The sequence below is a fragment of the Bradyrhizobium sp. 22 genome (genome assembly GCF_000482425.1).
In the GTDB taxonomy this organism is placed as follows: Bacteria; Pseudomonadota; Alphaproteobacteria; order Rhizobiales; family Xanthobacteraceae; genus Bradyrhizobium; species Bradyrhizobium japonicum_B.
The window spans coordinates 4,909,849-4,936,097 of the sequence record NZ_KI519399.1; the positions used below are offsets into that span (position 1 = coordinate 4,909,849).

The following is a 26,249-nucleotide window of genomic DNA, read 5'->3' on the forward strand; positions in this document are numbered from 1 at the left end:
CTTTTCATCATGACATTGAAACTGAACGTCCGCGGCGCGATCTTGGTCGCCGCCGCCATCACCGGCCTTGTGACCTTCACCTCGCCGGCCCGGGCCGACCGCTGCGATGACAGCGCCAAGGAGCTGGCAAACCAGGTCGACCGCCTGAAGGTGAATTTTCGTGCTGCAAACGTCGTCTACATGACGCATCCGGCGGCCAAGGAGCTGTCGGTCGCCTGCCGCGGCGACAAATATTCGATCGAGCTCTATGCCAAGGGTGATCGCAAGCCCAAGCCGGAGTTCTATACGCTGGTGGGATCGATGGCCGCGATCGTCTTCACCGTGACCAAGGACGACACCACGACGGGCGCGACACGTTGCCTGAAGCGCATGGGCCTGCTCCGCGGCGACAAGGTCAGCATGCGCTATCGCCGGCTCAACATGGAATGCATCCGCACCAAGACGGAGGCGTCGATCGCGATCACGCGCGGCAAGGACGAATAGGCGGCGGCTCTTCTTCGCGCTTGCTGCGAATATTGTGCAGGTGTAGCGCGACGCTGCTCACCACGGACCCCGTCATTGCGAGCGAAGCGACTTGTCCGCCAAAGCCTTGGCGAAGGCGGAAGCAATCCAGAAATTTCTCCGCGGAGACAGTCTGGATTGCTTCGTCGCGAGAGCTCCTCGCAATGACGGGGAGAGATTTTTCGTCGCCCTCATCCAGCGTCGATGAAGCGAGCAGCCCATTCCCCCGCGCAATCCCTCGCATTTTAACGATCGCCTTGAAGGAATCTTCGCTCCTCACAGCGCAGGCTGAATTGTTTCCATATGTGAGGATTTGCGGATGAAGGTTTCTACCGTAGCACCGCCGCCGATCGCGATCGTGGTTCCCAGCTACGACACGACCAAGCAGCAGGACGATCAGACCAAGACCAGGGACGCCGACCCGACCTACAAGCCGCAGCCGCCCGTGCCGCTGCCGCCGGGTCAGGGCACGCGGATCGATCAGCTGGCCTGATCAGGCTTGCCACCGCGCTGTTGCCCTCGGCGTTCGCTGCCCTGAGGCGGCCATATACCCTTCGCGCACCAGCGGCGCGGAAACCGCGCGTTTTCTTGACGCGAACCGGTATCCACTTCGCGTGAAAACGCTTTACCCGTCCAGCTCCTTGTAGCGGCGGAAGATGCCCTGCTCGTTGAAGGGAATGCGGCGCGGGCTTGCGAGATAGGCCTTGATGTTGGGCCGCGCGGCGATCCGATCGTGCAGGCCGGCGAGGCCCGGCACGTCCGTCTCGAACGCCTTCATGCGCTTGGGAAAGCCATAGCGCAGCCCCGCGACGATCTGGAACAGCGAGAGATCGACATAGGTGAGCCGGCGGCCCGTGACATAGATGCCGCCATTCGCGTCAAGCAGCTGCTCGAAATAGCCGAGATATTTCGGCACCCGCTCGTCCCAGAATGCGGCCGTGCGCTTCTTCGCCGGCGGCTTCTGGTCCTCGTAATAGAGCGAGGGCCCGAGCGGATGATGGGTGTCGTGAATCTCGACCACGAAGTCGGTGATGGTGAGCTGGAGCTGGTGCACCCAGAGCTTTCCCGCCTCCGTCTTCGGCGCAAGCCCGTGGCGGCTGCCGAGATAGAGCAGGATGTTGGCGGTCTGGCCGATGACGAGCTTGCCGGCCTTCAGGAACGGCGGCGCAAAGGGCGGCGTGCCCCTGCGCGCGTCCATCATCTTCATCATCGCCGCCGTCCCGCGCGCTCCGCGCGCGACATCGACGTAAGCCGCGCCTGCCTCCTCCAGCGCCAGCCGCACATATTCGCCGCGGCCCTGAATCTCGGGCCAGTAATAGAGTTCATATGTCATGGGAGGGGTCCGCGAACGTGAACACGTGCGGACTAATGTAACATGCCGTCGCAGGTTCCGTCAGGGTGAGACGGAGCACTCGCGCCACATGCGTTGTCATTACGGGGTGTAGCGACTTGGCCGCCGAAGCCTTGGCGAAGGCGGAAGCAATCCAGTCTGCCTCGGCGGAATAGTCTGGATTGCTTCGTCGCAAGAGCTCCTCGCAATGACGCGCGGAGAGAGTGTCGGGCCTCAGTTCAATTCGCAGCGAAACAATACAGCAGCCCGTCGCCGCCGGTGCTCCGCAGGTCGGCCTGCGAGCAGCCACCCTCGGAACCGCGCGAGGGATGCGAGCTGTTCCAGGACTTTGACGGTTCGTCGTCGCGCAGGCCCTGGCGATCGGCGTGGCCGACCACCGCCGCACCTTGCGTGCTCGACGTCCAGTTCTTGCACGTCTTGTCGTCACCGGCCGCGAACGCGGTGCCGTCGGGTTGGGTTCCCGTCAGGATATCGTGCCGGTTCGGCGTGTCGCCGCGGCCGTTGATGATTTCACCCTTCTCGCTGAGGGCCGTCTGCTTGGTCAGGTTGTTGGCGGGACCGTGCAGCTCGGCCACGTCCTTGGCAATCACCGCACCCTTGGCATTCTGCCACGGTCCCTTGCCGATGCGATCGCGCGCATTGACGGCCGGCTTGCCCTCGGCGGCCTGTGTCGAGAGATAGGCGCGCCAGGTCTTCGCGCCGGCGCCGGAGGCTTGAGCCAGCTTCTGGCACTGCGCATCGGCTCCCTCCAGGCCGCCGAGGTCGGCACCCTTGCCAGGGCCGCTGGAGGTCACGAAGAACGTCATGTCGGCCGACTGCGCCTGCGCCGACGGCGCCGCAAACCATGCAAGCGGAACCGCGGCCAGCGCGGAAATCGTCAGGGATCTCCTGATACGGATCATGTTGTCCTCCCGCTTTGTTTGTCGTCGGTTGTTTTTCGTTAGCCTTGATTTCAACCCGCTGCCCCCCGCTTATTCCGTTGCCGCGATGCAGGGGGCGCAAAAGAAAAGGCGCCGTGCGGGAAGCACGGCGCCCTTGTCTTCAATCGCTTTGCGATCAGTTGGTCTGCTGGATCGCCGACAATTCCCAGCCGCTGCCGGGCCGACGGGCGAACGTCCAGACCTCGGTGACTTCGCCCGGCTGCTCGCTACCGGCGACCAGCGTGCCGCTGTTGCGGTCCAGCGTCTTGTCGGTGAGCGCGAAGCGCAGCGCCACCGTGGCGTAGTCGGTTTCGCCTTCGCGCCAGGCTTCGGCGAGGTCACCCTGCAAGAGCTTGACGCCGGTCACCTTGTTGACGACGTTCCGCGCACGGTTCTGGGCGAGGTCCTGCTCGAAATAGGAGACCATCTCAGGCGTCGCGAGCGTGTGCAGCTTGGCCACGTCCTCGTTCGACCAGGCCGCCTGGACCTCGCCGAGCAGGCGCTCGAACGCCTCGTAATCGTCCGGCTTGATCTCGAGCGGCGCGTTGTTGGCATTGGCGCCGAAACCGAAGCCGCCAAGACCACCGCCAAGGCCACCGGCAAGACCGCCACCGAGACCGCTGCGCTGGTTCGCCTGCGGTCCGGGAGCTGCGCCCGCATCGGCATTGGCATAGGCCGCCTGCGGCGAGTGACGGCGCTGCCACCAGGACATCGCCAGCCGCACCACCAGCACCACGAGCACGATCTGGATGATCAGGCCCAGGATCGAGGACAGACCGCCGAGGCCGCCGAACAGGCCGCCGCCGAACAGCATGCCGAGCAGGCCGGCGCCGAGGAAGCCGGCCGCAAGGCCGCCCATGAAGCCGCCGGCGCGGCCGAACATGCCGCCGCGCGCAGGCGCGGCAGCAGCCGAGTTCATGCCTGCGCCCGGCTGGGTGTAGGTCCGGTTGAACTGCGAGGCCGAGCCCGGCGCCGTCGTGGTCGGGGGCGGAGCGGAATAGGTGCGCGAGCCGCGCGAACCGGACGAGCCGCCGCCGCCGACGCGCGCGTCGGCGGACGAGATGACGAGCGCTGTCGGCAGCGCAAGCGCCAGCATGACGGCGAGCGTCTTGAAGAGATTGCGGGAGCGTTGCGAGAAAGTCATGTGCGTTTCCCATATCCCCGGCATGGGGACGTGCCCCTAAGATGGGCAGACTTCCCGAAAAGTGAAGCCGGTTTCGGAACTTGTGGCTGCGGCCCTCAGTCGCGGGGCTGTGGCAAAAGCCCATATTTGACGGGGGTTTGTCCGGGGCGGGCGGGGAACCATGGTCGCGGGTTACCGGCCGTTTCGAGAACAGACTTCCGCTCTCTGCCCGTCATTGCGGCGGGGAAGCAGGTGAGCGCAATGACGGAGAATGGAGGCACGCCTGCCCCTCAGCCCTGCTTCGTCATCGTCTCCTTCACCGCCGCCACGAGCTGGCTGAGCGTGAACGGTTTTGGCAGGAAGTCGAACTGCTGCCCCTCGGGCAGGCTCTTCTCGAAGGCGTCCTCGGCATAGCCGGAGACGAAGATGAACTTGATGTCGGGGTTCTTCTCCCGCATCGCCTTCAGCAGCGTCGGGCCGTCCATCTCGGGCATGACCACGTCGGAGACGACGAGATCGATCGCCCCGCTCTGCTCCTCCAGCATCTCCATGGCTTCGACGCCGTTCTCGGCCTCCACCACGGTATAGCCGCGCGAGCGCAGGCCACGTGCGTTCAGCGCGCGCAGGCCCTCCTCGTCCTCGACCAGCAGGATGGTGCCCTGTCCCGTGAGATCGGTGCGCGGCTTGGCCTCGACGGCAGCGGCGTCCTTCGCGGCGCCATTGGTCGCGCTGGCGACAGCCGGCTGCTCGACCTGCACCTCCGGCTCGGCGTGATGGCGCGGCAGGAAGATGTGGAACGAGGTGCCCTGCCCCGGCTCGGAGTCCACGTAGATGAAGCCGCCGGTCTGCTTGACGATGCCGTAGACCGTGGAAAGGCCGAGGCCGGTGCCTTTGCCCACTTCCTTGGTCGAGAAGAACGGCTCGAAGATCTTGTCGCGGATGTCGGCGGGAATGCCGGTGCCGGTGTCGGCGACCTCGATCCGGACGTAATCCGCCGCCGGCATGCCCTTGTAGGCGAGCTTGCCGGCGTCCTCAGTGGAGACGTTGGCGGTGCGGATGATCAGCTTGCCGCCGTCGGGCATGGCGTCGCGCGCGTTCACCGCGAGGTTCACGATCACCTGCTCGAACTGGGAGACGTCGACCTTCACCGGCCAGAGATCGCGGCCGTGAACGAGGTCGAGCTTGACCTTCTCGCCGATCAGCCGGCGCAGCAGCATGGTGAGATCGGAAAGCGCGTCGCCGAGGTCGAGCACCTGCGGCCGCAGCGTCTGCCGCCGCGAGAACGCCAGCAGCTGACGCACCAGCGTCGCGGCGCGCGTGGCGTTCTGCTTGATCTGCATGATGTCCTGGAACGACGGATCGGTCGGCTTGTGCGCGTTCAGCAGGAAGTCGTTCGCCATCATGATGGCGGACAGCACGTTGTTGAAGTCGTGGGCGATGCCGCCGGCGAGCTGGCCGACCGTCTCCATCTTCTGCGACTGGTTGATCTGGTTCTCCAGCGCGCGCCGCTCGGTGGTCTCGAGCATGTGCACGATGGCGGCTTCCGCGTCGTTCTCGGCCGAATCGACCGGCGTGACGAAGAACTGGCCCCAGCGCTCCTTGGTTCCTTCCAGCGCCACCTCGACCGGCGCGATGTCGGCCTGGCCTTCGGCGGCCTGGTTGATGGCCGCGATCAGGAGGTGGCGGTCGCGCGCATTGACCGCGCGGAAGATCGACTTGGAGGCGCTGTCGAGCCCCAGCGCCTGGCCGAGCTTGGCATAGCGGGCATTGGCGCGCACGACGTTACCGGCGCGGTCGACGGTCGCGATCGCCATCGGCGTATGGTCGAAGAAGCGCATGAAGCGCACTTCGGCGGCACGATCAGGGTCGCTGCGCTCGTCGCGGGCGCGGCTGATGACGAGCGTGCGCGACGGCCCTGGCGCGCCATCGGCGCCGAAGGCGAGCTTGTGATAGAGCCGCACCGGCATGGTCTTGCCGGTGCGCATGCGCAGATCGATGTCGAAGACTTCCGTCTTCACCTCGCCCGGCACCGCCACGATCGACGTCAGCAGCGAGGCGCCGTCCCCGGAGACGATGTCGGTCAGCTTGAGGCCGCCCGAACCGATCTCGGCGAGGTCGTAGTCGAGCCAGTTCGCCAGCGTCGCGTTGACATAAGCGAGCTCGCCGGCCGGATTGACCGAGAAAAAGCCGCACGGCGCGTGATCGAGGTATTCGATGGCGTGCTGGAGCTCCTGGAACACGTCCTCCTGGCGCTCGCGGTCGCGGGTGATGTCGGCGATCGACCATACCGCGTATTTCGCCTCGCGCTTTTCAGTGCCGAGCGGGCGAACGCGCATGCGCAGCCAGCGGCCTTGGCTGCCGTCGTGGCCGGAGATGCGCACCTCCTCCTGCTGGCGCTTGCCCTCGCGCGCGGCCTTCAGCAGCCGAAACACGGCTTCGGAGACATCGGGGTTGCCGATGAAGACGCGTTCCACCGGGCGCACGTCCTGCGGACCGCTGGCGCCGGTCAGCGTCAGATAGGCGGCATTGGAATAGATCACGTGGCCGCGGGCATCGGTGACCGCGAGCCCGTCGAAGGCGTGATCGGAAATGCGGCGAATGATCGGATCGTCGAGATTGCGATCGGCAAAGCGGATGATGCCGGCGGCAAACGCGAACAGGTTGAACAGCCCCACCATCGCCAGCACGGCGAGGACACCGAGGATATAGGGCTGCGCCTGCACCCGCCCGAGCGTCATCAGTCCGACGGCGACGGCGACGAGGCCGGCGGCCACCAGCAGCACCAGCGCAATGCTGCCCGAGCGCGGCGACGGCTCGTGCGCCGCACCGGGCTCGCGTGTGAGGTCGTGGTCGGTCTCGGCGGTCATCTCAAGCTGGCGCGGCCTGTCGGCAGAGAATCAACGCGCCACGGGGCGCGGGGGGTCCTCCCTGCCTGAATCGGACCCTGAGGTGCAAGGGCAGCAGGGGCGAAAGGTACGCTGATTCCCAGATTACGGCCATTTCCGGTATTTTTCGGGTGCTTTATCCCCGCCCCGCGCCAAATCCGCGCTTCAGCCGCATGACGTAGCCGATCACCTCGGCGACCGCGTGGTAATGCTCTGTCGGGATTTCCTGGTCGATCTCGACGGTGGCATAGAGCGCGCGGGCCAGCGGCACGTTCTCCACGATCGGGATGTCGTGCTCGCGCGCGATCTCCCGGATCTTGAAAGCGAGGTTGTCGACGCCCTTGGCGACGCAAATCGGAGCCGTCATGCCGCGCTCGTAGGACAGCGCCACCGAATAGTGGGTCGGGTTGGTGATGATCACCGAAGCCTTGGGAACCGCCGCCATCATGCGCTTCTTGGCGCGCTGCTGCCGCAATTGCCGGATCTTGCCCTTGATGTGCGGATCGCCTTCGGACTGCTTGAACTCCTCCTTGATCTCCTGGAGCGACATCTTCTGCCGCTGGAACCAGCTGCGATACTGGAAGAAATAATCGGCGATGGCGACGATCGCGAGCGCTGCGACCACCGCGCCGAGCAGTTGGATGGTCATGCTGGTGCTGGCGCCCAGCATGGCGACCGGATCGAACCGGACCATCGCCTCCATGCGATGCCGCTCCGGCCACAGGATCATGGTCATGACCACGGCCAAAGCAACGAGCTTGCCGATGCCCTTGAGAAAATTGGCGGCCGCCTGCTTGCCGAAGATGCGCTTGAAGCCGGCGCCGGGCGAAATCTTGTTGAATTTGGGCTTGAGGGACTCGGCCGACCACACCAGACGGTGCTGGAGCATGTTGCCGGCGATGGCCGCCAGCACCAGCATCAACAGGGGCACGCCGAGCGCGGCGAGCACGGCGAGCTCGATCTGCTGCATCAGGGCGAGCAGAGCCTTGCCGTCGGTCTTGATCATCCAGGAGTTGGCGAGCAGGTTGCGCATCGGCGTCAGCAGCCCGCTGCCGACCGAGCCCGAGAAGGTTGCGACCACGAGCGTGCCGCCCGCCATCATGAACCAGGTGTTGATCTCCTGGCTCTTGGCGACGTCGCCGCGTTCGAGCGCATCGTCGAGGCGCTTTTGCGTCGGGTCTTCTGTTTGACTTTCGGGATCGTTGTCTTCCGCCATCGTTCGACCCCCGTCACTTGAGCGGCATCATCTGGTGCATGACACCGATGAAATAATCGAGAAAGGTGCCCATCATCGCGGTCAGCACCACGGCGAGCACCAGGAAGCCCGCGAAGATCGACAGCGGCACGCCGACGAAATAGACCTGCATCTGCGGCATCAGCCGCGCCAGTATCCCGAGCCCGATGTTGAAGACGAGGCCGAACACCAGGAACGGCCCGGATAGCTGCAAGCCGAGGCGGAACGCCGCCGCAAAGGCGCGCGTTGCCAGCGAGGCGACATCGCCGCTCGAGACGGTCTCGCCCGGCGAGAAGATCGTATAGCTGTCGTTCAGCGCCGCGATCACCAGATGATGGCTGTCGGTGGCAAACAGCAGCGTCACGCCGAGGATGGTCAGGAAGTTGCCGACCAGCACACCCTGCTGTCCCTGGGTCGGATCGACCGAGGTGACGAAACCGAGCCCCATCTGCTGCGCGATCACGGATCCGGCGACCTGGAGCGCCGACAGCGTCACGCGCGCGGTCGCGCCCAGCACGATGCCGATCGCAATCTCATGCAGCATCAGGACCAGGAGCGGCGCCAGCGACCCCATGTCGACCTGGTAGGCGTTGCGATGCAGCGGCAGGATGATCAGCGTGAGCAGCAGCGCGATCGACAGCTTGATCCGCGTCGGGATATTGGTCTCGCCCAGCCCCGGCAGCAGCATCACCATCGCGCCGACCCGGGCGAAGGCGAGCATGAAGGACGCGGCGAGCTCCGGCAGCAGCGAGACGTCGATGCGCATAATTGCTGCATCTTGCCTCAGCCGCCGATGATTCGCGACGAGATCCGCAGCATGTGGGAATGGAGCGCGTCGGCCATGAACGGCAGCGCCAGCAGCATCGTGGCAAAGATGGCCAGGATCTTCGGCACGTAGATCAGCGTCTGTTCCTGGATCTGCGTCAGCGCCTGGAACAGCGACACGACGACGCCGACCACCAGACCGACCACCATCAGCGGGGAGGACACGATCACGATCGTCCAGATGGCATCGCGCGCGACGTCGAGGGTCTCGGGGCCGGTCATTCGCAGAATTCCTACTGATTGTTTTTCGTCATTCCGGGGCTCGCGCAGCGAGAGCCCGGAATCCATACTCCCGATCGTGGTTATGGATTCCGGGCTCGCGACTTCGTCGCGCCCCGGAATGACAACCTCGTCAGATCGGCATCTTCATGATGTCTTCATAGGCCGCGATCACGCGGTCGCGGACCGACACCAGCGTGGACACCGCGACGTCGGTGTCGGCGACCGCGGTCACGACGTCCATCACATTGGCCTTGCCGGAGGCCATCGCGATCGTCTGCGCGTCCGCCTTGCGGCCGGATTCCATGACGCTGCCGACGGCGTCCTTCAGCATCGAGGCAAAGGATTGCCCGCTTGCCTCGGTGCTCTTGCCGGCACCGCCGGTCTCCAGCACCCGGGCAAGGCTCGCGTAAGCATTGGCTGCGATTGTCGGTGATGCCATGGCTCAATTGTCCTGTTCAGCTCTTGAGGATGTCGATCGTGCGCTGGATCATCCGGCGCGTCGCACTGATGATGTTGAGATTGGCCTCGTAGGACCGCTGCGCATCGCGCATGTCGGTCATCTCGACCACCGAGTTCACATTGGGGTATTTGACGTTGCCGCTGGCGTCCGCGACCGGATTGTTCGGCTCGTATTTGACGCGGAAGTTCGACTGGTCGGGCTTGATCCTGCCGAGGGTGACGACCTGCGCGTCCAGCGTGCGGTCGAGCGCGGAGGAGAAGGTCGGAACCTTGCGCCGGTAGGGGTCGCCGCCTGGGGTCTGCGCGGTCGAATCCGCGTTCGCGATGTTTTCCGAGATCACTCGCATGCGGCCGGCTTGCGCCCGCAGACCGGAGGTCGCGATCGCCATCGAGCGGGCGAAGTCGCTGCTGTCATTGGCCATGATGCGCCTCCTCTAGCTGTTCTGTTCCGAAGATCATGCGGCTAGGCCTTGCCGATCGCGGTCTTGAGCAGACGCAGGCTCTTCGAATAGAGCGAGGTCGCCGCCGCGTAGTCCATCTGGTTGCTGGCGGCCTTCATCATCTCCTCTTCGAGATTGACGGCGTTGCCGGCAGGCCGGGTTTCGAAGCCCGCGTTCTTGTTCTGGTCGAATACGGAAGCCGCGCCTGACGGCGTCATGTGCGAGCCGCTGGTGCGGGTCAGCGCCAGGGGGCCCATCGACCCCGTGACCGCCCCGCTCTTGTCGAGCTTCGGCTCGACCAGGTCGCGCGGCCGGAATTTGGGTGTGTCGGAATTGGAGACGTTCTCGGACAGGACGCGCTGGCGTTCCTGGTGCCACTGCATCTTGGTGCGAAGCGCCGACAGTTCCGGGATGTCGTTGATGGCCATCGTCGCGGCTCCTTCGTGTTACGCACCTCGAGGTCCGTAGCTAGGCAGAATTTGCCGCGTGTATGGTTAACAGCTGGTTAAGAAATCCCCGACGCATGTCCCCGAGCGGGACAGGATTTCCGCGCCCCGTGATTCTACGCCTCCGAAATCAGCATTAACCCAACCGTTTGGCGGCCGTGCACAGGCCAAGAAGTCGTTTTGGATCGAGCGATTCATGGGTTATTAAGAGTTGGGGACGGCAAAACTTGCCGTGGGACGTTAAGAAATCGCAGTTTGGGGCATCGTAGGCCGGTGGTTGGCGTATCCGACCATGGGCACGAGAGAAGCGCCATTTGTCGGGGACTAGTATGCAAGGCAGCCCTATCACCTTCATCGTCGCGTTCATCGTCGTTCTGGCGTTGATCGGCGTCGCTGCTTGGCTGGTTCGCCGATTCGCCACCAGCCGGCTCGGCGCCAACACCCAGCGCGGCAGGATGCCCCGCCTTGCCGTGATCGATGCCGCCGCGGTCGACGGCCGCCGCCGCCTGGTGCTGGTCCGGCGCGACAATGTCGAGCACCTCCTGATGATCGGCGGCCCCACCGACATCGTGGTCGAGCCCAACATCGTTCGCGCCGCGCATGGCCGCGATCAGCTTCCCCAGCGTCCCAACGCCGCCGAGCCGCCGCGCCTTGCTCCGATGCCGGACGCCGGCGGCTGGGCCGACGAGGCGCCGCGGCCCGAGATGCTCGATCATCCCGAGCCGCAGATGCCCGAGCCGCCGCCGCGGCCTTCGCGCCCGTCCTTCGCCGACGAGGTGCGCCGGCCCGCCCCCGCTCTGGCCGAACGCCGCAGCGATCCCCTGGCGGGCTTCACGGCCGATACGATCGCGCCGCGCCCCGAGCGCGAGCCGCGGCCAGAGCCGCTGCCGCCGCGCGTTCCGCGCAGCGAGCCGCCGCTGATGCCGAGGCCGCCGCGCCAGAGCGAGCCGATGAAGATGCCGCCCGTGCGGGCCGAGCGCGCCGCTGCCCCGCCGCCTCCTCCGCCGGCTCCGCCCGTTGCACCGCCGGCGCCCGCCGCGGGCCCGTCGAGCGCCGAGCAGAACCTCGCGGAAATGGCGCAGCGGCTGGAGGCAGCGCTTCGCCGCCCCGCCGGCGAAACGGTCGCCCCGCCCGTCGCGCCGGAGCCGCCGGTCGCTCCCCCGCGGGCGGCTCGCAGCGAGCCGACAGCGCCACCGGCCCCGCCGCAAAAGCCGGCCGCGGAAAAGACCAGCTTTGAAAATCTCGAAGACGAGATGGCCTCGCTGCTCGGCCGTCCGAAGCCGTCTTCGTGAGGCTGCCGTCCCTCCCGCGTAGAGTTCTTTTCCTTTCTGTCCTGTTGGTCGCGGCCTCGCTCGCAGGCCTTGCGCATGCGCAGGACATCAGCATCAACCTCGGCGGCGGCGCTGGCGGCGGCGGCGTCACCGAGCGCGCGATCCAGCTCATCGCGCTGCTCACTGTGCTGTCGATCGCACCGTCGATCCTGATCATGATGACGTCGTTCACGCGCATCGTGGTCGTGCTGTCGCTGCTGCGCACCGCGCTGGGCACGGCCACCGCGCCGCCGAACTCGGTGATCATCGCGCTGGCCATGTTCCTCACCTTCTTCGTGATGGGCCCGGTCCTGCAGAAATCCTACGACGACGGCATCCGGCCGCTCGTCGCCAACCAGATCGGCGTCGAGGATGCGCTGCAGCGCGCTTCCGTCCCGCTGCGCGGCTTCATGCAGAAGAACGTGCGCGAGAAGGACCTCAGGCTGTTTCTGGATCTGTCGGGCGAGCCGGCACCGGCCACCCCCGACGACCTCGCGCTGCGCATCCTCGTCCCCGCCTTCATGATCTCCGAGCTGAAGCGCGCCTTCGAGATCGGCTTCCTGTTGTTCCTGCCCTTCCTGATCATCGACCTCGTCGTCGCCTCGGTGCTGATGTCGATGGGCATGATGATGCTGCCGCCGGCGACGATCTCGTTGCCGTTCAAGCTGATCTTCTTCGTCCTGGTCGACGGCTGGTCGCTGGTGGCGGGCAGCCTGGTGCAGAGTTACGGGGGGTGACGGCGGGCTCCAGCTGCCGCGCCGCTGGCGCATCCTCTCCGCTCTCCCGCAATAGCCACCGCCCCCTCCCCGTCATTGCGAGGAGCCCTTGCGACGAAGCAATCCAGGACTGCCTCCGCAGAAAGATTCCTGGGTTGCTTCCGCCTTCGCCAAGGCTTCGGCGGACAAGTCGCTGCGCTCGCAATGACGGAGGATCGCGCGACTGATTGGCCCTACCGCGTCATCTTGATCTGCCGCACCACCGGGATCGTCGGCAGCGAGCCGGTGTGGTCGGCTTCTTCCTTGGCCTGCGGTGCACGGGCGGAGGCGTCGGGGAAGCGCTGCTTCATCTCGCGCAGGAAGCCGTCGAGCGTGTCGACGCTGGCGGCGAGCTTGGCGATCTCGGCGAATTCGGCGCTGGAGGCCGCGGCCGGCTTGCTGGCGATGTCGAAGGCGAGACGGTCGGCGCTCTCGCTCATCAGCGGCGCGTATTTCTCGCGGAAGCGCGACAGGCCGATGGAGTCGTCGGCGAGCGCATAGCCGACGGCGGCGCGGATGATGTCGCTCTTCTCCACCGCATTGAGCGGCTTGAAGTCGCGGAAGCGCTCGCCGTAATAGAGCTCGATCTGCTCGGCGGCCTCGCGCCAGCGCCGTGCCGCCCAGAAGATGTCGGAGCGCAGGCGGAGCACTTCGCGCCCGGCGACGTTGGAGACGATGTCGAGCGCGAGATCGTGACGGCCGACGTCGCTCTGCGCGCGCGCTTCCAGCAGCAGGCGCTGCTGCCTGAGCTCGCCGGAGAGATCGCTGATGCGGCTGGCACGCAGCGCGGTGATCGCCATGTCGGGCTTGCGGTTGGCGAGATAGATCATGGCGAGACGCGCGGCGACCTGGGCACGCGCGGCGCCTTCGAGGCGATGGTCGACCTGGTATTGCAGGAGCTCGGCGGCCTGGTCGAGCAGATCGATCGAGGCGAGACGGTCCGCGAGCCGGCGGATCAGCTCGTCGCCGCGGCGGCCGATTGGCGTCAGCTCGCGGAACTCGTAGAACATGCCGAGCGCTTCGACCGGCGGCAGGTCGTCACCTTTCGGTCCGAGGAAGATCTGCGTGAACAGCTCGGAGGCGAGGTCCTGCGCCTGACGGGAGGCTTCCGCGTTCGGCTGCAGCCTTGTCGCGGTGCGCGCCGCGGTGAGCGCGTCGCGGTAACGACCGCTCTCGGCATACATTTGCGACAGCATCTGCAGCGTCTTGACCTCGATCGAGTCGCCGCGCCAGGTCATGGAGAGGGTCTCGAGCTCGCGCAGCGCGTCGTCCTTGCCGATCTCGTCGCGCCTCTGCCGCAGCGCGATCTCGAGCTGCTTGGCCTCCGCCGCCGCCGGCCGGTCGGCCGAGGCGGCTGCGAACCTGTAGTCGTCGAGCGCGTCCTTGTCGTGGCCGAGCGCCTCGGCGAGCCGGCCGCGCAGCACGGCGAAGCCGGGCCCTGCCTCGGGCGAGACGCCGACCACTTCGAGCTCGCTGCGGCGCTTGGAGGCGCCGGCATAATCCTTCACCTCGAGCGAGGCGCGCATCGCATCCATCGTCACGATGCGCTGGATGTCGAGCGGCAGCGAGGCGATGGCGAATTCGACGTTCTTGAACTTCTCGCGCGCGTCCGCCCATTTGCCCTGCCGCGCAAAGGCGAGCGCCTTCCAGAGCTGGGAATCGTGGCTGTTGCCGATCACGGGATTGGCGAGGTCCTTCAGGCCCTGCGCCGGCCGGCCGATCAGGATGCTGGCGATCGCATGGATGATCAGCGCGCCGCTCTCCTCCTTGTTGAGGGGATCGGTCAGCATGACGTCGGTGACGGCCTTGGCCTCGTAATACATTGCGCGCGACATGTAGAACTGCGCGAGGTCGAGCCGCGGCAGCGAGCGCAGCGCCGGCTCGACCGCCGAGATCGCCGTCATCAGCTCGCTCTGGCGAGTCATGAAGTTTTCCGACTGGCCCTTGCGCCAGGCTTCAGGGCTGAACACCGGGCGCACCGCGGTCGGCGCCCGCTCGGCCGAGATGTCGACCGGCGACAGCGTCAATCCGCCCTTCTTGCCGAGGATCACCTTGTCGGCGCCGACCTCGACGCCGACCTCGTCGGAGTTCGGCCGGATCGCGATGCCGTGCGCGGATTCCAGCAGCGAGAGATCGACCAGGTCCTGCCGCTTGATGAAGCCGCGCACCGGCCGCTGCCCGGTGACGACATAGAGCGTGTCGCCGGCATCGGGGTCGGTGAGCTTGTGCAATTGGCCCGGGTTGGCGAAGGGGATCGCGATGTTGGCAAGCGCGGGGTCGGTGATGTTGCGCGACATCATCAGCGGCAGCGGCGTCGACTGGATCTTGTCGGCCAGCGTCAGGAGCCAGTTGGTTTCCTTGCCGACCTCCTCGCTCGCCAGCGAGTAGACCAGTGGGCGGGTGAGACGGATGCGCACCGCCTGCCCCTTGTCGAGGGGGATGCGGCCGACCTCGCCGATCATCGCGCCGCCCTTGGTGCGGATCGCCTCGACGTCGATCGGCTTCGGCGTATCGAACACCAGCCAGACGGTGTCGCCGCGGCGGAACGCGGCCGCGGCCGTTGCGACCTGAATCGGGAACGTCACGCGCAAGCCGTCGCTGTCGCGACGCGCATCGACGCCGGCGACCGTGGGCTGCGGCGCAGGCTTGACAATTTCCTTAGCCGTGTCCTTGGCGGCTTCCTTGACCGGCTCCTTCGCGGCCTCTTCGGCCGGCGCGGGCTTGGCCGGCACGGTCGCAGCTTCGGCAGCAGGGGGCGCCGGCTTCGCAACGTCCTTCGCGGCCTCCTTGGCCGCCTCCGGGGCGCGCGCCGCCTCAGTTGCTGGCGCCGGCACCGGTTTCGGCGCCTCGGCTGGCGGCATCGCCGCCGGCGCTTCCGGCTTCAGCTCGGGCTTGACGTCCGGCTTGACGTCGATCTTGGCTTCGCGCGCGATCGTCTCGGAGGTCGGCGGCACGATCTCGCGTTGGGCATCCTTCGGCTTCTCGGCCGCGGGCTTGTCGGGCGCAGGCCGAGGTCCGGAACCTCCGGGCTTCATCTGCGTGAGCGCCGCCTCTGGCGTCGCGGCAATCTTGCCCTTGTCGGGCTGGAAAGACACGTCGACGATGTAGTTCTTCTCGTCGCGGAACGAATGCACGTCGGAATCGCCGATCAGCGCGATCTCGACATTGGTCTGGTCGATGTCGGCCTTCTGCTTGATCGAGGCAACGTTTGGCGGCGCCGCGACGACCGCGTCCGCCAGGTCGAAGTTGAGGTTGGCATTGAAAGCCAGCGTGAGCTTCTGCTCGTTGAGCACGGAGGAGACGCCGACACCGTCGGGCATCTCGAACACGAAGCGCACGAAGGTCGGCTGCACCGACGCACGCACGCGGATCGGCGGACGCTTCCTGGTCTCGGCCGCGACGCGCTGGGCGCGCAGCGCGCGCTCGGCAATGCGCGCACGCTCGGCGAGCTCCTTGACGACGTCCATCGGCAGGCTCGGCGGCGGCCCCTTCCAGCCCTCGGGCAGAAGATCGATGAAGGTACGCTCGCCGGCGTTCATGGTGTTGACGGTGACGCGCCGCGCCAGCGACAGGCGGATGGCGCTGCCGTCGGGATCGCGGCGCGCGGAATTGATGTAATCGGGGGCGCCTTCCGGCACGCGGTCGACGGGAACGTCGACCGGCCGGTCGAAGCGGATGATGAGGATGGAGCCCGCGGTCGCCACCTCGGAGGGAACGTCCTCGCCGAGCTTGATGACGAGGCGGGCAAAGCCGCCGCCGGCCGAAAAAGTCGCCTCACCCCTGACGGGATCGGCTGCCCGGACCGGCGCACCGAAACCGATCAGCAGGCAGACCGCCAGCATGCCCGCCGCGCGGACATGACGCGACAGGCCCGGCGCGAAAGCGCGGGCTCGCGACACAAATCCAGCGGCAGCCTCTCGCGCCATTGGCGGCATTTCTTCCGTTTCGACGGTCGACGCCGGTCCTGATCCCGGCCCCAGCCTCGACTCTAAGGTTTTGCCAATTAAGGACTTCTTAAGTATGCGCCCTCAATTCGGCTTTTGCGTCGGCTTGCCGTCGATCTTGGGCAGCTCCGCGGCCGAGGCCGATTGGTCGCCGCCGCCATTGGCACGCCGCGCCATCTCGACCGTCAGCTTCTCGGCGGCCTCCGACGACATCAGCCCGAGGATGTCCGACATCTTCCGCGGCGCGATGGCCGAGGCGATCTCGATCAGCACGCCCATCTCCAGCCGGTCGAACACCCGTGCGGCGTCCTTCGGCTTCATGCCCTCGTACATGGTGACGAGGCCCTTCATGCGCTGGGCTTCGGCGGCCTTCTGCTCGGCCTGCGTCGCGGAGATGCGGGTTTCCACCGCCTTCATCTCCTCGACCTTGCCTTCGATGCGCTTCTCGGCCGACTTGAGCAGGCTTTCGCGGATGTCGATCTCGCGCTGGCGGGCCTCGATCTCCTGCCGGCGCGCCTGCAACCGCTCGAGGATCGCGCGCTCGGAGGCCGAGAGCTGCGGCTGGGTCTCGTCGATCTTGACCGGGGTGCCGCCCTCCATCTTGGTCTCGGGCGCGGCCGGCTTCGGCGGTTCCTTCGGCGCGCCATGGGTCGATCCCGTGATATCGGGATCGTCGCGGCCGGTCGGAAAATTCAGGTTCTCTTCCGCCCAGGACTTCTTGCCTTGGTTCGGCTTGTAGTCGAACACGTAGCCGCCGTTGATCGCGAGGCCCGCCACCTTCAGCGTGGCGAGACCCGCGACGGCGATCAGGACGACCGGGATGACGCGGATGTTACGAAAGGATTTCATGCCCTGACTTCATGCGGCAAGACCGTTGGAGCGTCGGCGCTCGGAGAAGGCTTCGGCCGCCGCCGCCACCGCCTTCGCGGTCGAGGGCTTGGGCGTGGGCGCGGAGACCGCTTCCGGATTGGTGACGGGGCGCGCGGCGATCGCGATCTTGGACAGGCGCCGCACCACGTTGTCGGCTTCGCCGAGCTGCTTGTAGAGCTGGTCCGACATCTGCGTCGCCGCGGCGAGCTGGCTGCCGAGATTCTCGTTGACGTCGCGCACCGCTAGCTTCAGCCCGCCGATCGCGCGCTCGGCGATCTCGGTCGCGGTGATCAGCTCGCCGATCACCGCCTTCAGCGAATGCTCGTCCGCCTTCAGCCGCGTCAGCCGCTTGTTGAGCATGACGCAGTAGACGATCGTCAGCATCAGCAGGATAGCCACCAGCGTCTCGATCGCCATTCCCAGGGAGTGGTTCATGGGGCCTCCATCATCTTGTTCTGCTCGTCCACCTTCTCGAACATCGCAAGTGTCGTGCTTGGCTTGCGCAAGGGTTTCGTCACGCGGATCGCGACGCGGTCGCCGACCCGGCCCATCCGCCCCTCGGTCAGCGTGACGTCGCCGCAGCGGACGGTGACGTTGGCATCGGCGCGCATGTCCAGCGGCAGCGTGTCGCCGACCTTGAGCCGCATCAGCTGCTTGAGCGGGATGTCGGCCTCGTAGAGCACGGCATCGACGGCGATCTCGGCCTGCACGATCTCGGTGGCGAAATGGCCTTCCCAGACCGGGTCGCGGCCGAATTTTTCGCCCATGAACATCTGGAGCAGGACGCCCCGGATCGGCTCGATGGTCGCATAGGGCAGCAGCAGCTCGATGTTGCCGCCGCGGTCTTCCATGTCGATGCGCAGGCGCACCAGGATCGCCGCATTGGCCGGACGGCTGATCGCGGCGAAACGCGGGTTGGTCTCGAGCCGGTCGATCGTGAAGGTCACCGGCGACAGCGGCCGGAACGCCTGCTCGGCGTCGGTCAGCACCACCTCGACCAGCCGCTTGACCAGCTCGGTCTCGATCGTGGTGTAGGGCCGGCCCTCGATGCGGAGCTGGCTGGTGCCGCGGCGCCCGCCCAGCAGCACGTCGATCATCGAATAGATCAGGTTGGAATCGACCGTCGCCATGCCGAAGTTTTCCCATTCCTCGGCCTTGAACACGGTGAGGACGGCAGGCAGCGGGATCGAGTTCATGTAGTCGCCGAAGCGCACCGAGGTGATGCGGTCGAGCGAGACTTCGACGTTGTCGGAGGTGAAATTGCGCAGGGACGTGGTCATCAACCGCACCAGGCGGTCGAAGACGATTTCGAGCATCGGCAGACGCTCGTAGGAGACCATCGCCGAATCGATGATGGCGCGAATGCCGGAATGGTCGTCGAGCGTGACGTCGCCGACGGTGAAGCCGAGGAGATTGTCGATCTCCTCCTGCGACAGCACCCGCTCGCCGGAGTTCTTGCCGCTGCCGAGATCGCGGCTGCCGTCCTCGACCATGGCGGCCCATTGCAGGGCCATGGTCTCCGACAGCTCGTTTTCGGCGGCAGCCTTCGCGGCCTCCGCGGGATCCTCGGAATCGAGCGACGCCTCCCATTGGGCGGCAATCGCATCCTGGTCCATTTGCTCGTTGCCGGCCATGGCGCTAGTCCGTTGCCTTCCGCAGCGCCATCACTGGACCACGACTTCCTTGAACAGCACCGCGCTGACCTGGATCGGGGCGACCGCGGCGTTGACGCGCTTGGTCAGCTCCTCCTTGAGGCGGAAGATGCCGGCGGACCCGTTGAGGTCGGAGGGGCGCAGCTCGCGCACATAGGTCTGGAAGATGTCGGTGACGCGCGGCATCGTCGGCTTGATCGCCTCGATCTGCTTCTCTTCCTTCAGCTCCAGCACGATCTTCAGCCGCAGATATTGCACGCGCTCGCCGGGCGAACCGGCGAGGTTGACCATCAGGTCGGGGACGTCGACGAAGGCCGGCGGCTTCGGCGGCGGCGCGGCCTCGGCATGGTGCTCGGCATCGCCGTGACGGAAGAAGAAGAACCAGGTCGCAGCACCGCCGCCGAGGATGGCGAGCACGCCGACGGCCATGATGATGAGCTTCAGCTTGTTCTTCGGCGGAGCGCCTTCGGTGCCCTCACCGGCTGCGCCGCCTTCCGCTTCGTTCTCTGCCATGGTCGCCGCGCCCGGATCTCTCAAAGGGGTCGAAAGAGCGAAGGCTCAAGACAGTGACGCGATACAAATGCCCCGGCGCAATGCGCTCCTTTTCATGGCAAACGCTACGGTAATAATGGTTAACGGAATCTTTCGATCGGGCTTGCGCTAGGAAAAATCTGCCGGGCAGACATGGCTAACAGAACCTTTCTGCCGCCCTCCCGCGCCCCTCGAAAATCGGCAAGACATTGAAATCGCGAATTTTTCCAGGTTGGCACGGCTTTCGCTGAGAAAGGGCCGAGACCCACCGGTTTGGGAGAACCTGAAGGTCTCGTTCACGGGGTCGGCCAAGGCGCTTGGGAGAGCGCGATGGCGGATCCACGCAGGGGAGATTTCCGATGCAGAACGCGCTTCTGATCGGCTTGTCACGGCAGATGACGTTGGAACGGCAGATGGATGTCATCGCCAACAACGTCGCCAATGCCAACACCAACGGCTTCAAGGCCGACCATTCGCTGTTCGAGGAGTACCTCAACTCGAACGCGCGTGAGGACAATTTCATCGGCGCCGACCGCCGCGTCTCCTACGTGCAGGACCGCGGCACCTTCCGCGACGTCGGCCCAGGGCCGATGGAAATGACCAAGAACCCGCTCGACCTGGCGATCACCGGCGACGCCTATTTCGCGGTGCAGGTCAATGGTGGCGAGCGCTACACACGCGACGGCAAGTTCTCGCTCAACTCGACCGGCCAGCTCGTCACCTCCGACGGCAACCTCGTGCTCGGCACCGGCGGCCCGATCACCTTCCAGCCGACCGACCACGACATCAACATCGCCCCCGACGGCACCATCACGGTGCTGGAAGGCACCGCCAGGACCGACTCGATCCGCGGCAAGATCAAGATGGTGGCGTTCGACGATCCGGCCAAGCTGACCAAGCTCGGCGCCAATCTCTACGACACCGGCCGAGCGACCCTGCAGCCGGCCACCAAGTCCACCGTGGAGCAGGGCTATGTCGAGAAGTCGAACGTGAATTCGGTCATCGAGATGACCCGCATGGTCGAGGTCATGCGCAGCTACACCGCCGTCGCCAACCTGCTCCAGCAGCAGAGCGACCTCCACAAATCGGCGATCGAAAAGCTCGCCGACGTTCCGGCCTGATTGAAGGAGAACTGAGATGCAGGCACTTCACACCGCAGCGACCGGAATGGCGGCACAGGAACTCAACGTTCAGGTGATCTCCAACAACATCGCCAACCTGCGCACCACCGGCTTCAAGAAGCAGACCGCGGCGTTCCAGGATCTGATCTACGAGCACGTGCGCCGCGTCGGCGCGCAGGCCTCGGACCAGGGCACCATCCTGCCCGTCGGCGTCGACATCGGCGGCGGCGTCAAGACCGTCGGCACACCGCGCAGCATGACCCAGGGCACGCTGTCGCAGACCGGCAACGATCTCGACCTCGCCGTGTCGGGCGAAGGCTTCTTCAAGATCCTGATGCCCGACGGCACCTACCAGTACACCCGCGATGGCACCTTCCAGATGGACAATCAGGGCCGCGTCGTCACCGCGCAGGGCAACCCGGTGCAGCCCACCATCACGATCCCGAACAACGCGTCCGGCATCAGCGTGAGCGAGCAGGGCCAGGTCTCGGTGACGCTGCCGGGCTCCTCGACCTCCTCGATCGTCGGCCAGATCGGCGTGACGCGCTTCATCAACAAGGCCGGCCTGCAGCCGGTCGGCAGCAACCAGTTCACCGAGACCCCCTCGTCGGGCCCGCCGCAGGACGGCACCGCGAATTCCGAGGGCTACGGCAAGATCACGCAAGGCAGCCTCGAGCAGGCCAATGTCGACGTGGTCTCCGAGATGAGCGACCTGATCGCCGCCCAGCGCGCCTACGAGATGAACGCCAAGGTGATCAGCGCCGCCGACCAGATGATGCAATCGACCACGGCGCTGTTCCGCTGAGGCCAACTGAAGCAATGACGATGATCCGCACCACTCTCGCCACCATCTCCGCCCTGCTCGCGCTGGCCCTGCCGGCCGCGGCCGCGGACGACTTCATCGCCGCACCTGCGCTGCGCGCGAGCGTCAGCGTGACCTCGGACGTGGTGCGGGTCGGCGATCTCATCGACAATGCCGGATCGGCCGCGACGATCCCGGTCTACCGCTCGCCCGATCTCGGCACCACCGGCACGCTGACGGTCGGCCAGGTGCTGTCGGTGCTCCGCGCCAAGCAGGTGATCGGCGTGATGACCGGCGACATCAAGGAAGTCCACGTCACCCGCCTCGCCCGCACGCTGGCGGGCAAGGAAATCGAAAGCGCGGTCGCCTCGGCGCTCGAGCGCCGCTTCGGCCTCGGCGATGCCGCCAACATCACCATCACCTTCGACCGCGCCGTCACCGAGATGCGCCTGGACGCCGCCTACAGCGGCGCGCTGCAGCCGGTCGCAACCCGCTACGATGCCCGCAGCGGCCGCTTCGACATCGCCTTCGAGATCGCCAACGACAGCAATCCGATCCCGACCAAGCTGCGCTTCGCCGGTACTGCGATCGAGACGGTCGAAGTGGCCGTGCTGACGCGCGACATCGACCGTGCCGACGTGCTGAAGTCCTCCGACATCGCGCTGGAGCGCCGGCCGAAGGCCGAGGTTACCGGCGAGCCGGCTTCGCGCGAGCGCAGCGTCGGCATGCAGCTGCGTCGGGCGATGCGGGCAGGCATGCCGCTTCGCGCCGCCGACATCGTCAAGCCCGACTTCGTGGTGCGCGACCAGAGCGTGACCATCATCTTTCAGGCGCCCGGCCTCTATCTCACCACGCGCGGCAAGGCGATCGAGAGCGGCGCCGAAGGCGACACCGTCAGCGTGCTCAATCTGCATTCCAAGCGCACGCTGACCGGGGTAGTCACCGGCCGCGGCCAGGTGACGATCCAGGGCGCGAGCCAGTCCGCGCCGATGGCGCCGGCGGTCGACCAGACCTCTTCGCTCCGGCGCGACGAGACGCCGGCCCCCGTCGACACCGCAGCTCTCCTCCGGAACCTGGTGCAGGCCCCCGCCTCGCCGGCCCAGATCGCAGAAGCCCAACCCCCGCAAGCTCGCGTCTCGCAAGCTCAAGCCAAGTAAGAGTTCATCATGTCCGCTTTCAGTTCGGCTTTCCGCCTTCGTCGCATCGCGATCTCTGCCCTGCTGCTCGCCTCCTGCGCGCTGGGCGGCTGCTCCTCGATCGACCGTCTGTCCCAGATCGGCGAGCAACCGAAGCTGTCGGCGATCGAGAATCCGACGGCACAGCCCGGTTACAAGCCGGTGCAGATGCCGATGCCGAAGCCGGAAGTCGCCTCCTACAATCCGAACTCGCTGTGGCGCAACGGCAGCCGCGCCTTCTTCAAGGACCAGCGCGCCCGCCAGGTCGGCGACCTCCTGACCGTGACCGTGAACATCACGGACAAGGCCAACATCGAGAACGACACCTCGCGCAGCCGCACCAACAAGGAAGATTCAGGCATCACCGACTTCATCGGCGCGAAGACGCTCGGCACGCAGGCGCAGAAGGTCCTGCCGGGCCGCATCCTGACCGCCGACTCGACCTCATCGAGCGAGGGCAAGGGCAGCGTCGACCGCAAGGAAGCCTTGCAGACCAACGTCGCCGCCGTGGTCACCCAGGTGCTGCCGAACGGCAACCTGGTCGTCGAAGGCAAGCAGGAGATCCGCGTCAACTTCGAAATTCGCGAGCTGATCGTGGCCGGCATCGTGCGCCCTGAGGACATCCAGAGCGACAACACCATCGATTCCACCAAGATTGCCCAGGCCCGCATCGCCTATGGCGGCCGCGGCCAGATCATGGACGTGCAGCAGCCACGCTACGGCCAGCAGGTGATGGACGTGCTGCTGCCCTTCTAAGCCTCTTCAAGAGCTCCCACATCGTGTTCGCGAAACCTAGGCGCGAACGACGATGTACGACGCGGCCCTCGCTAGCTCCCCTGGCGAGGGCCGCATGTATTTTGGCGGATGGCATATTGGCCGCGAGTGAGATGGTGCATCGGGCGACGCTCCATCCACGTCATTGCGAGGAGCTCGCGACAAAATTGCGAAGCAATTTTGCGCTGACGCGACGAAGCAATCTAGACTGTCACCACAGCGAACCCACTATGGATGATCAAAGCTCCCGGCCGCTTCGTGACACAAGTGCGAAGGTGGAACTCTACTTATCTTTGAAGCACCAAGAAAGAGTGTTATCTCGATCAGGTCGAATTACTTAGCAAGGGGCTCTGGGAGAATTGGCCTCTCCATCTGGGTTCATTATTTTCATGCCGTGGCTGACTCTCCCCGCCCAAATTCGGGTGGGCCGGTTTCGCTTTAGCCCCATTCGCTTGGACGATGTCGGAGCGGTGGTGGATCGATCCATGATCTCAACGGTTAAAAGCGCTCTGAAGTGTTACGTACGAAAGAATGGGCAACCGATCCAAAGCTGCACTATTCTCTTGCGGCTAAATGACCACAATCCGTGGAATATTCCACGGGCGCATTGGAATCACGCTACTGAAGCCGCCAAGACTCTCGCTATCGCCTGCCTTTCAGAGCAGCGCTTCCTTGAAGGACATTTTAGCCCTCATTTGAATTCGACGATGTTTCATATAATCGGCCAGGGCATCTCCGCCGGCTCCGACCAGATCGCTCCGTTCTTCTCACGTCGTGGCGGCGGCCTCCAAATTGGAGGGATGCGCTTCAAAGACATCGTATTTCAGCGCCCTCCTCAAATCGAGGGCACCGATTGCAAGTTGATCAATACAGCGCTGATCAAGGCCATCGGGAAGTCTCGCCGTCTCAAGCTTCCAGTGGCTGACGCTATCGACTCCTCTCTTGAACTGTTTCTTCTCGGACATTCGGAGACACCCGAGCTGGATTGGGACCGCTGCGTGATGCTTTCAGCGATGGCATTTGAAAGGCTCCTAATGCCACCACAGAGCACTGCCCAGGCAACGGCCGCTGCTTTTGCGTCGCATTGGACACCATTCGCCAGAGTAAGACTCTCTAGTGCGAAACGGGTGAAGCCCGACGCGAAATACAAAAACGAGCAGGCAGATTGGCCGCTGCATCGAAAGTGGGCCAAGGAGCTATACGAAGCACGAAGCGCGACCGCTCATAGAGGAATTCAGACCATCTTCAGTCGGAATTGGCTGCCTTGGCAACATCTGGTCGTGGCCGCCTTCGCATACCCGCTGACCATCAAGTTGATGCTATCCGAAAACAATCTTTATGCATTAAGCGATCGCGAGCTTGGCGCATGCGAGGCCCTGGATGATCTGCTCGACAGCAATTGGGGTAAGGGATGGAGAAAGCCTCCCGAATGGTCTGAAATACTGTCGAAATCAGAAGCTCATCGAGAAATCCGCGCGATTATTGACCGCGCGACCGCAGAACCTGGACGTTCCCAACGCAGGAAGAACCGCACGTAACGCGACAGGCGCATCACGTTCTTCAATCCACCACGAAAATCTCTCAGGGACAAAGCAATCCAACTGCCTGCGCGTAGATGCTCTGGATTGCTTCGTCGCAAGAGCTCCTCGCAATGACAGCGGAGGGACCGCGTTCCTCACGCCGCATTCGCGACGGCGCGGATCTCCAGATGCACGCCGGTCTCCTTCTGAAGCGCGTGGATCACCGCCATCAGGTTCTCAGCCGTCGGATTGCCGCGTGGCCCGAACATCCGCATCAGGCTTTTCGGCGGACGGTCCAGCACCTCGCTGAGCCGCTCGAAACCGATGGTGGCATTGATGTAGGTCCGCAGCGCGGTGCGACCGTAGTCGACGTCGCCCTGCAACAGGCCCTGCATTGCCTCCTGAAACAAGGCTTCGCGAAAGGCGGGATCGCGCGCGGCACGCGCGCGAATGGTCTCTTGAAAACTATGAGTCAATGGCATCCGCCTATCCCTCATTGCGCTTGCGCGCCTTGTAGTCGCGCCACCGGCGAAGCGCGACACTGATATCGGTCTGCTGCCTGTGCTTGGTGCCGCCCCCCAGCAGGATCACCAGCACGCTGCCATCCCATCCAAAATAGACCCGGTAGCCGGGGCCACGATTGATCTTCAATTCAGCAGCGCCCTCGCCGATCGGCTTCACGTTCGAGGTGTTTCCATCAGCTAGCCGCCCAATTGCAACGGAAACGGCAGCGGCCGCTTGCGCGTCGAGCCCGTCATGCCAATCCCGAAACGGGCTGCGGTCGCCGATACGATACTCCGCTATCTCAAGTCTTGGTGCCATACTCGTTACCAATTTTCAATTTCAGAATATTCGGATTTTTGAAATTCCGGTTGACAGGCCCCGATCACTTCATTATGTTCCCGCTTTGTTCCATTCCACAAGAGGGCGGATCGCGATCGTCACGGAACGCGGGATGGAATGCGGTGGCCGCGACGGCGTCGACGCGCATGGCAGCTGCAGGGCGGGAGACCGTGAGCAGCGACAGGCGCGATACGACACGGCGCTGACAGCGTCTTCACATGGGCTTCACGGTGAGCGCACGCCAGCCGTGGAGAACCCAGCGAGGACGTGCGCGGACGGAGAAGTCGTGTGGTCCCGACGCCCGGGGTTCTGGCGTCAAGTCTTGCGGCGATGTGGCGGCCGACCGGCGCGCGCATCGATCAGCCGCATGGCGACGGGGGCAATAGTGCAACGCTCCCCGAGGAGAGCACGAAGGACACCGTGAAAACCATCGCGCAGGGAAGGCCGGGCGACCGGCACCACCTGTCGTCCACCCCGTGCGCGCTTCTTAAGCACACGCGGGACTTCGGGTGTCAGCCGGCGCCCGGCCTTCCCTGCGCCTTCTTG

Annotated in this window: 26 protein-coding genes; 9 read left to right on the forward strand and 17 right to left on the reverse strand. The window is 65.3% G+C overall.

Annotation, left to right across the window (positions count from 1 at the left end; translation table 11 throughout):
- The first annotated feature begins 9 nt into the window (after positions 1–9).
- Positions 10–483 carry a hypothetical protein gene (locus K410_RS0125220; protein ID WP_028137444.1) on the forward strand — a complete coding sequence of 158 codons (474 nt, stop codon included), beginning with the start codon at positions 10–12 and terminating at the stop codon, positions 481–483.
- Between the two features lie 337 nt (positions 484–820).
- A complete protein-coding gene (locus K410_RS40545) occupies positions 821–994 on the forward strand; it encodes a hypothetical protein (protein ID WP_196236045.1) in 174 nt (57 codons plus the stop codon).
- A 132-nt stretch (positions 995–1,126) separates the two neighbouring features.
- On the opposite strand, the gene K410_RS0125230 is transcribed toward K410_RS40545, so the two are convergent.
- The 10 genes from K410_RS0125230 to flgB all read right to left on the reverse strand — a co-directional run bounded on the left by K410_RS0125230 (position 1,127) and on the right by flgB (position 10,388).
- On the reverse strand, positions 1,127–1,834 hold the full coding sequence (locus tag K410_RS0125230) for a glutathione S-transferase (protein WP_028137445.1): 708 nt from the start codon (positions 1,832–1,834) through the stop codon (positions 1,127–1,129).
- 236 nt (positions 1,835–2,070) lie between these two features.
- Positions 2,071–2,754 carry a hypothetical protein gene (locus K410_RS0125235; protein WP_028137446.1) on the reverse strand — a complete coding sequence of 228 codons (684 nt, stop codon included), beginning with the start codon at positions 2,752–2,754 and terminating at the stop codon, positions 2,071–2,073.
- Positions 2,755–2,908: 154 nt separating this feature from the next.
- Positions 2,909–3,940 carry a Tim44 domain-containing protein gene (locus K410_RS0125240; RefSeq protein WP_028137447.1) on the reverse strand — a complete coding sequence of 344 codons (1,032 nt, stop codon included), beginning with the start codon at positions 3,938–3,940 and terminating at the stop codon, positions 2,909–2,911.
- A 245-nt stretch (positions 3,941–4,185) separates the two neighbouring features.
- On the reverse strand, positions 4,186–6,762 hold the full coding sequence (gene cckA / locus K410_RS0125245) for a cell cycle histidine kinase CckA (RefSeq protein ID WP_028137448.1): 2,577 nt from the start codon (positions 6,760–6,762) through the stop codon (positions 4,186–4,188).
- A gap of 154 nt (positions 6,763–6,916) precedes the next feature.
- Positions 6,917–7,996: a flagellar biosynthesis protein FlhB gene (flhB, locus tag K410_RS0125250; protein WP_028137449.1), complete on the reverse strand. Its 1,080-nt coding sequence runs from the start codon at positions 7,994–7,996 to the stop codon at positions 6,917–6,919.
- A gap of 13 nt (positions 7,997–8,009) precedes the next feature.
- Positions 8,010–8,780 carry a flagellar biosynthetic protein FliR gene (fliR, locus tag K410_RS0125255; RefSeq protein ID WP_028137450.1) on the reverse strand — a complete coding sequence of 257 codons (771 nt, stop codon included), beginning with the start codon at positions 8,778–8,780 and terminating at the stop codon, positions 8,010–8,012.
- 17 nt (positions 8,781–8,797) lie between these two features.
- Positions 8,798–9,061, reverse strand: a complete 264-nt coding sequence (fliQ, locus tag K410_RS0125260) for a flagellar biosynthesis protein FliQ (protein ID WP_007612284.1) — start codon at positions 9,059–9,061, stop codon at positions 8,798–8,800.
- Between the two features lie 130 nt (positions 9,062–9,191).
- Positions 9,192–9,500 (reverse strand): flagellar hook-basal body complex protein FliE, encoded by a 309-nt coding sequence (gene fliE, locus K410_RS0125265; protein WP_028137451.1) that lies wholly within the window; start codon positions 9,498–9,500, stop codon positions 9,192–9,194.
- A gap of 16 nt (positions 9,501–9,516) precedes the next feature.
- Positions 9,517–9,942, reverse strand: coding sequence for a flagellar basal body rod protein FlgC (gene flgC / locus K410_RS0125270; RefSeq protein ID WP_028137452.1), 426 nt, complete (start codon positions 9,940–9,942; stop codon positions 9,517–9,519).
- 41 nt (positions 9,943–9,983) lie between these two features.
- Positions 9,984–10,388 carry a flagellar basal body rod protein FlgB gene (flgB, locus tag K410_RS0125275; protein ID WP_028137453.1) on the reverse strand — a complete coding sequence of 135 codons (405 nt, stop codon included), beginning with the start codon at positions 10,386–10,388 and terminating at the stop codon, positions 9,984–9,986.
- Positions 10,389–10,735: 347 nt separating this feature from the next.
- On the opposite strand from flgB, the gene K410_RS0125280 reads away from it, so the two are divergent.
- Positions 10,736–11,698: a flagellar biosynthetic protein FliO gene (locus K410_RS0125280; RefSeq protein ID WP_028137454.1), complete on the forward strand. Its 963-nt coding sequence runs from the start codon at positions 10,736–10,738 to the stop codon at positions 11,696–11,698.
- A complete protein-coding gene (gene fliP, locus K410_RS0125285) occupies positions 11,695–12,453 on the forward strand; it encodes a flagellar type III secretion system pore protein FliP (protein ID WP_028137455.1) in 759 nt (252 codons plus the stop codon). The genes K410_RS0125280 and fliP overlap by 4 nt, the downstream gene beginning before the upstream one ends.
- Positions 12,454–12,665: 212 nt before the next feature.
- Here the strand turns inward: fliP and K410_RS0125290 are convergent, their stop codons facing one another.
- The 5 genes from K410_RS0125290 to fliL form a co-directional block, all read right to left on the reverse strand.
- Positions 12,666–16,397, reverse strand: coding sequence for a hypothetical protein (locus K410_RS0125290; RefSeq protein ID WP_049820203.1), 3,732 nt, complete (start codon positions 16,395–16,397; stop codon positions 12,666–12,668).
- 102 nt (positions 16,398–16,499) lie between these two features.
- Positions 16,500–17,264, reverse strand: coding sequence for a MotE family protein (locus K410_RS0125295; protein ID WP_028137457.1), 765 nt, complete (start codon positions 17,262–17,264; stop codon positions 16,500–16,502).
- A 9-nt stretch (positions 17,265–17,273) separates the two neighbouring features.
- Positions 17,274–17,720 (reverse strand): DUF6468 domain-containing protein, encoded by a 447-nt coding sequence (locus K410_RS0125300; protein ID WP_028137458.1) that lies wholly within the window; start codon positions 17,718–17,720, stop codon positions 17,274–17,276.
- Positions 17,717–18,919 (reverse strand): flagellar motor switch protein FliM, encoded by a 1,203-nt coding sequence (gene fliM, locus K410_RS0125305; RefSeq protein ID WP_028137459.1) that lies wholly within the window; start codon positions 18,917–18,919, stop codon positions 17,717–17,719. The genes K410_RS0125300 and fliM overlap by 4 nt, the downstream gene beginning before the upstream one ends.
- Positions 18,920–18,949: 30 nt before the next feature.
- Positions 18,950–19,450 (reverse strand): flagellar basal body-associated protein FliL, encoded by a 501-nt coding sequence (gene fliL, locus K410_RS0125310; protein WP_028137460.1) that lies wholly within the window; start codon positions 19,448–19,450, stop codon positions 18,950–18,952.
- A 377-nt stretch (positions 19,451–19,827) separates the two neighbouring features.
- Between fliL and flgF the strand changes: the two genes are divergently transcribed.
- From flgF to K410_RS0125335, 5 genes are all read left to right on the forward strand, one after another.
- Positions 19,828–20,589: a flagellar basal-body rod protein FlgF gene (gene flgF, locus K410_RS0125315; RefSeq protein ID WP_028137461.1), complete on the forward strand. Its 762-nt coding sequence runs from the start codon at positions 19,828–19,830 to the stop codon at positions 20,587–20,589.
- A gap of 16 nt (positions 20,590–20,605) precedes the next feature.
- A complete protein-coding gene (gene flgG, locus K410_RS0125320) occupies positions 20,606–21,394 on the forward strand; it encodes a flagellar basal-body rod protein FlgG (RefSeq protein ID WP_028137462.1) in 789 nt (262 codons plus the stop codon).
- Between the two features lie 20 nt (positions 21,395–21,414).
- On the forward strand, positions 21,415–22,548 hold the full coding sequence (flgA, locus tag K410_RS0125325; protein ID WP_028137463.1) for a flagellar basal body P-ring formation chaperone FlgA: 1,134 nt from the start codon (positions 21,415–21,417) through the stop codon (positions 22,546–22,548).
- 9 nt (positions 22,549–22,557) lie between these two features.
- Positions 22,558–23,322, forward strand: a complete 765-nt coding sequence (flgH, locus tag K410_RS0125330) for a flagellar basal body L-ring protein FlgH (RefSeq protein WP_028137464.1) — start codon at positions 22,558–22,560, stop codon at positions 23,320–23,322.
- A 503-nt stretch (positions 23,323–23,825) separates the two neighbouring features.
- Positions 23,826–24,878 carry a hypothetical protein gene (locus K410_RS0125335; RefSeq protein ID WP_155253589.1) on the forward strand — a complete coding sequence of 351 codons (1,053 nt, stop codon included), beginning with the start codon at positions 23,826–23,828 and terminating at the stop codon, positions 24,876–24,878.
- A 137-nt stretch (positions 24,879–25,015) separates the two neighbouring features.
- Here K410_RS0125335 and K410_RS0125340 read toward each other — a convergent pair whose 3' ends face one another.
- Both K410_RS0125340 and K410_RS0125345 read right to left on the reverse strand, forming a co-directional pair.
- On the reverse strand, positions 25,016–25,342 hold the full coding sequence (locus K410_RS0125340; protein WP_028137466.1) for a helix-turn-helix domain-containing transcriptional regulator: 327 nt from the start codon (positions 25,340–25,342) through the stop codon (positions 25,016–25,018).
- Between the two features lie 4 nt (positions 25,343–25,346).
- A complete protein-coding gene (locus K410_RS0125345; RefSeq protein WP_028137467.1) occupies positions 25,347–25,682 on the reverse strand; it encodes a type II toxin-antitoxin system RelE/ParE family toxin in 336 nt (111 codons plus the stop codon).
- Positions 25,683–26,249 lie beyond the last annotated feature (567 nt).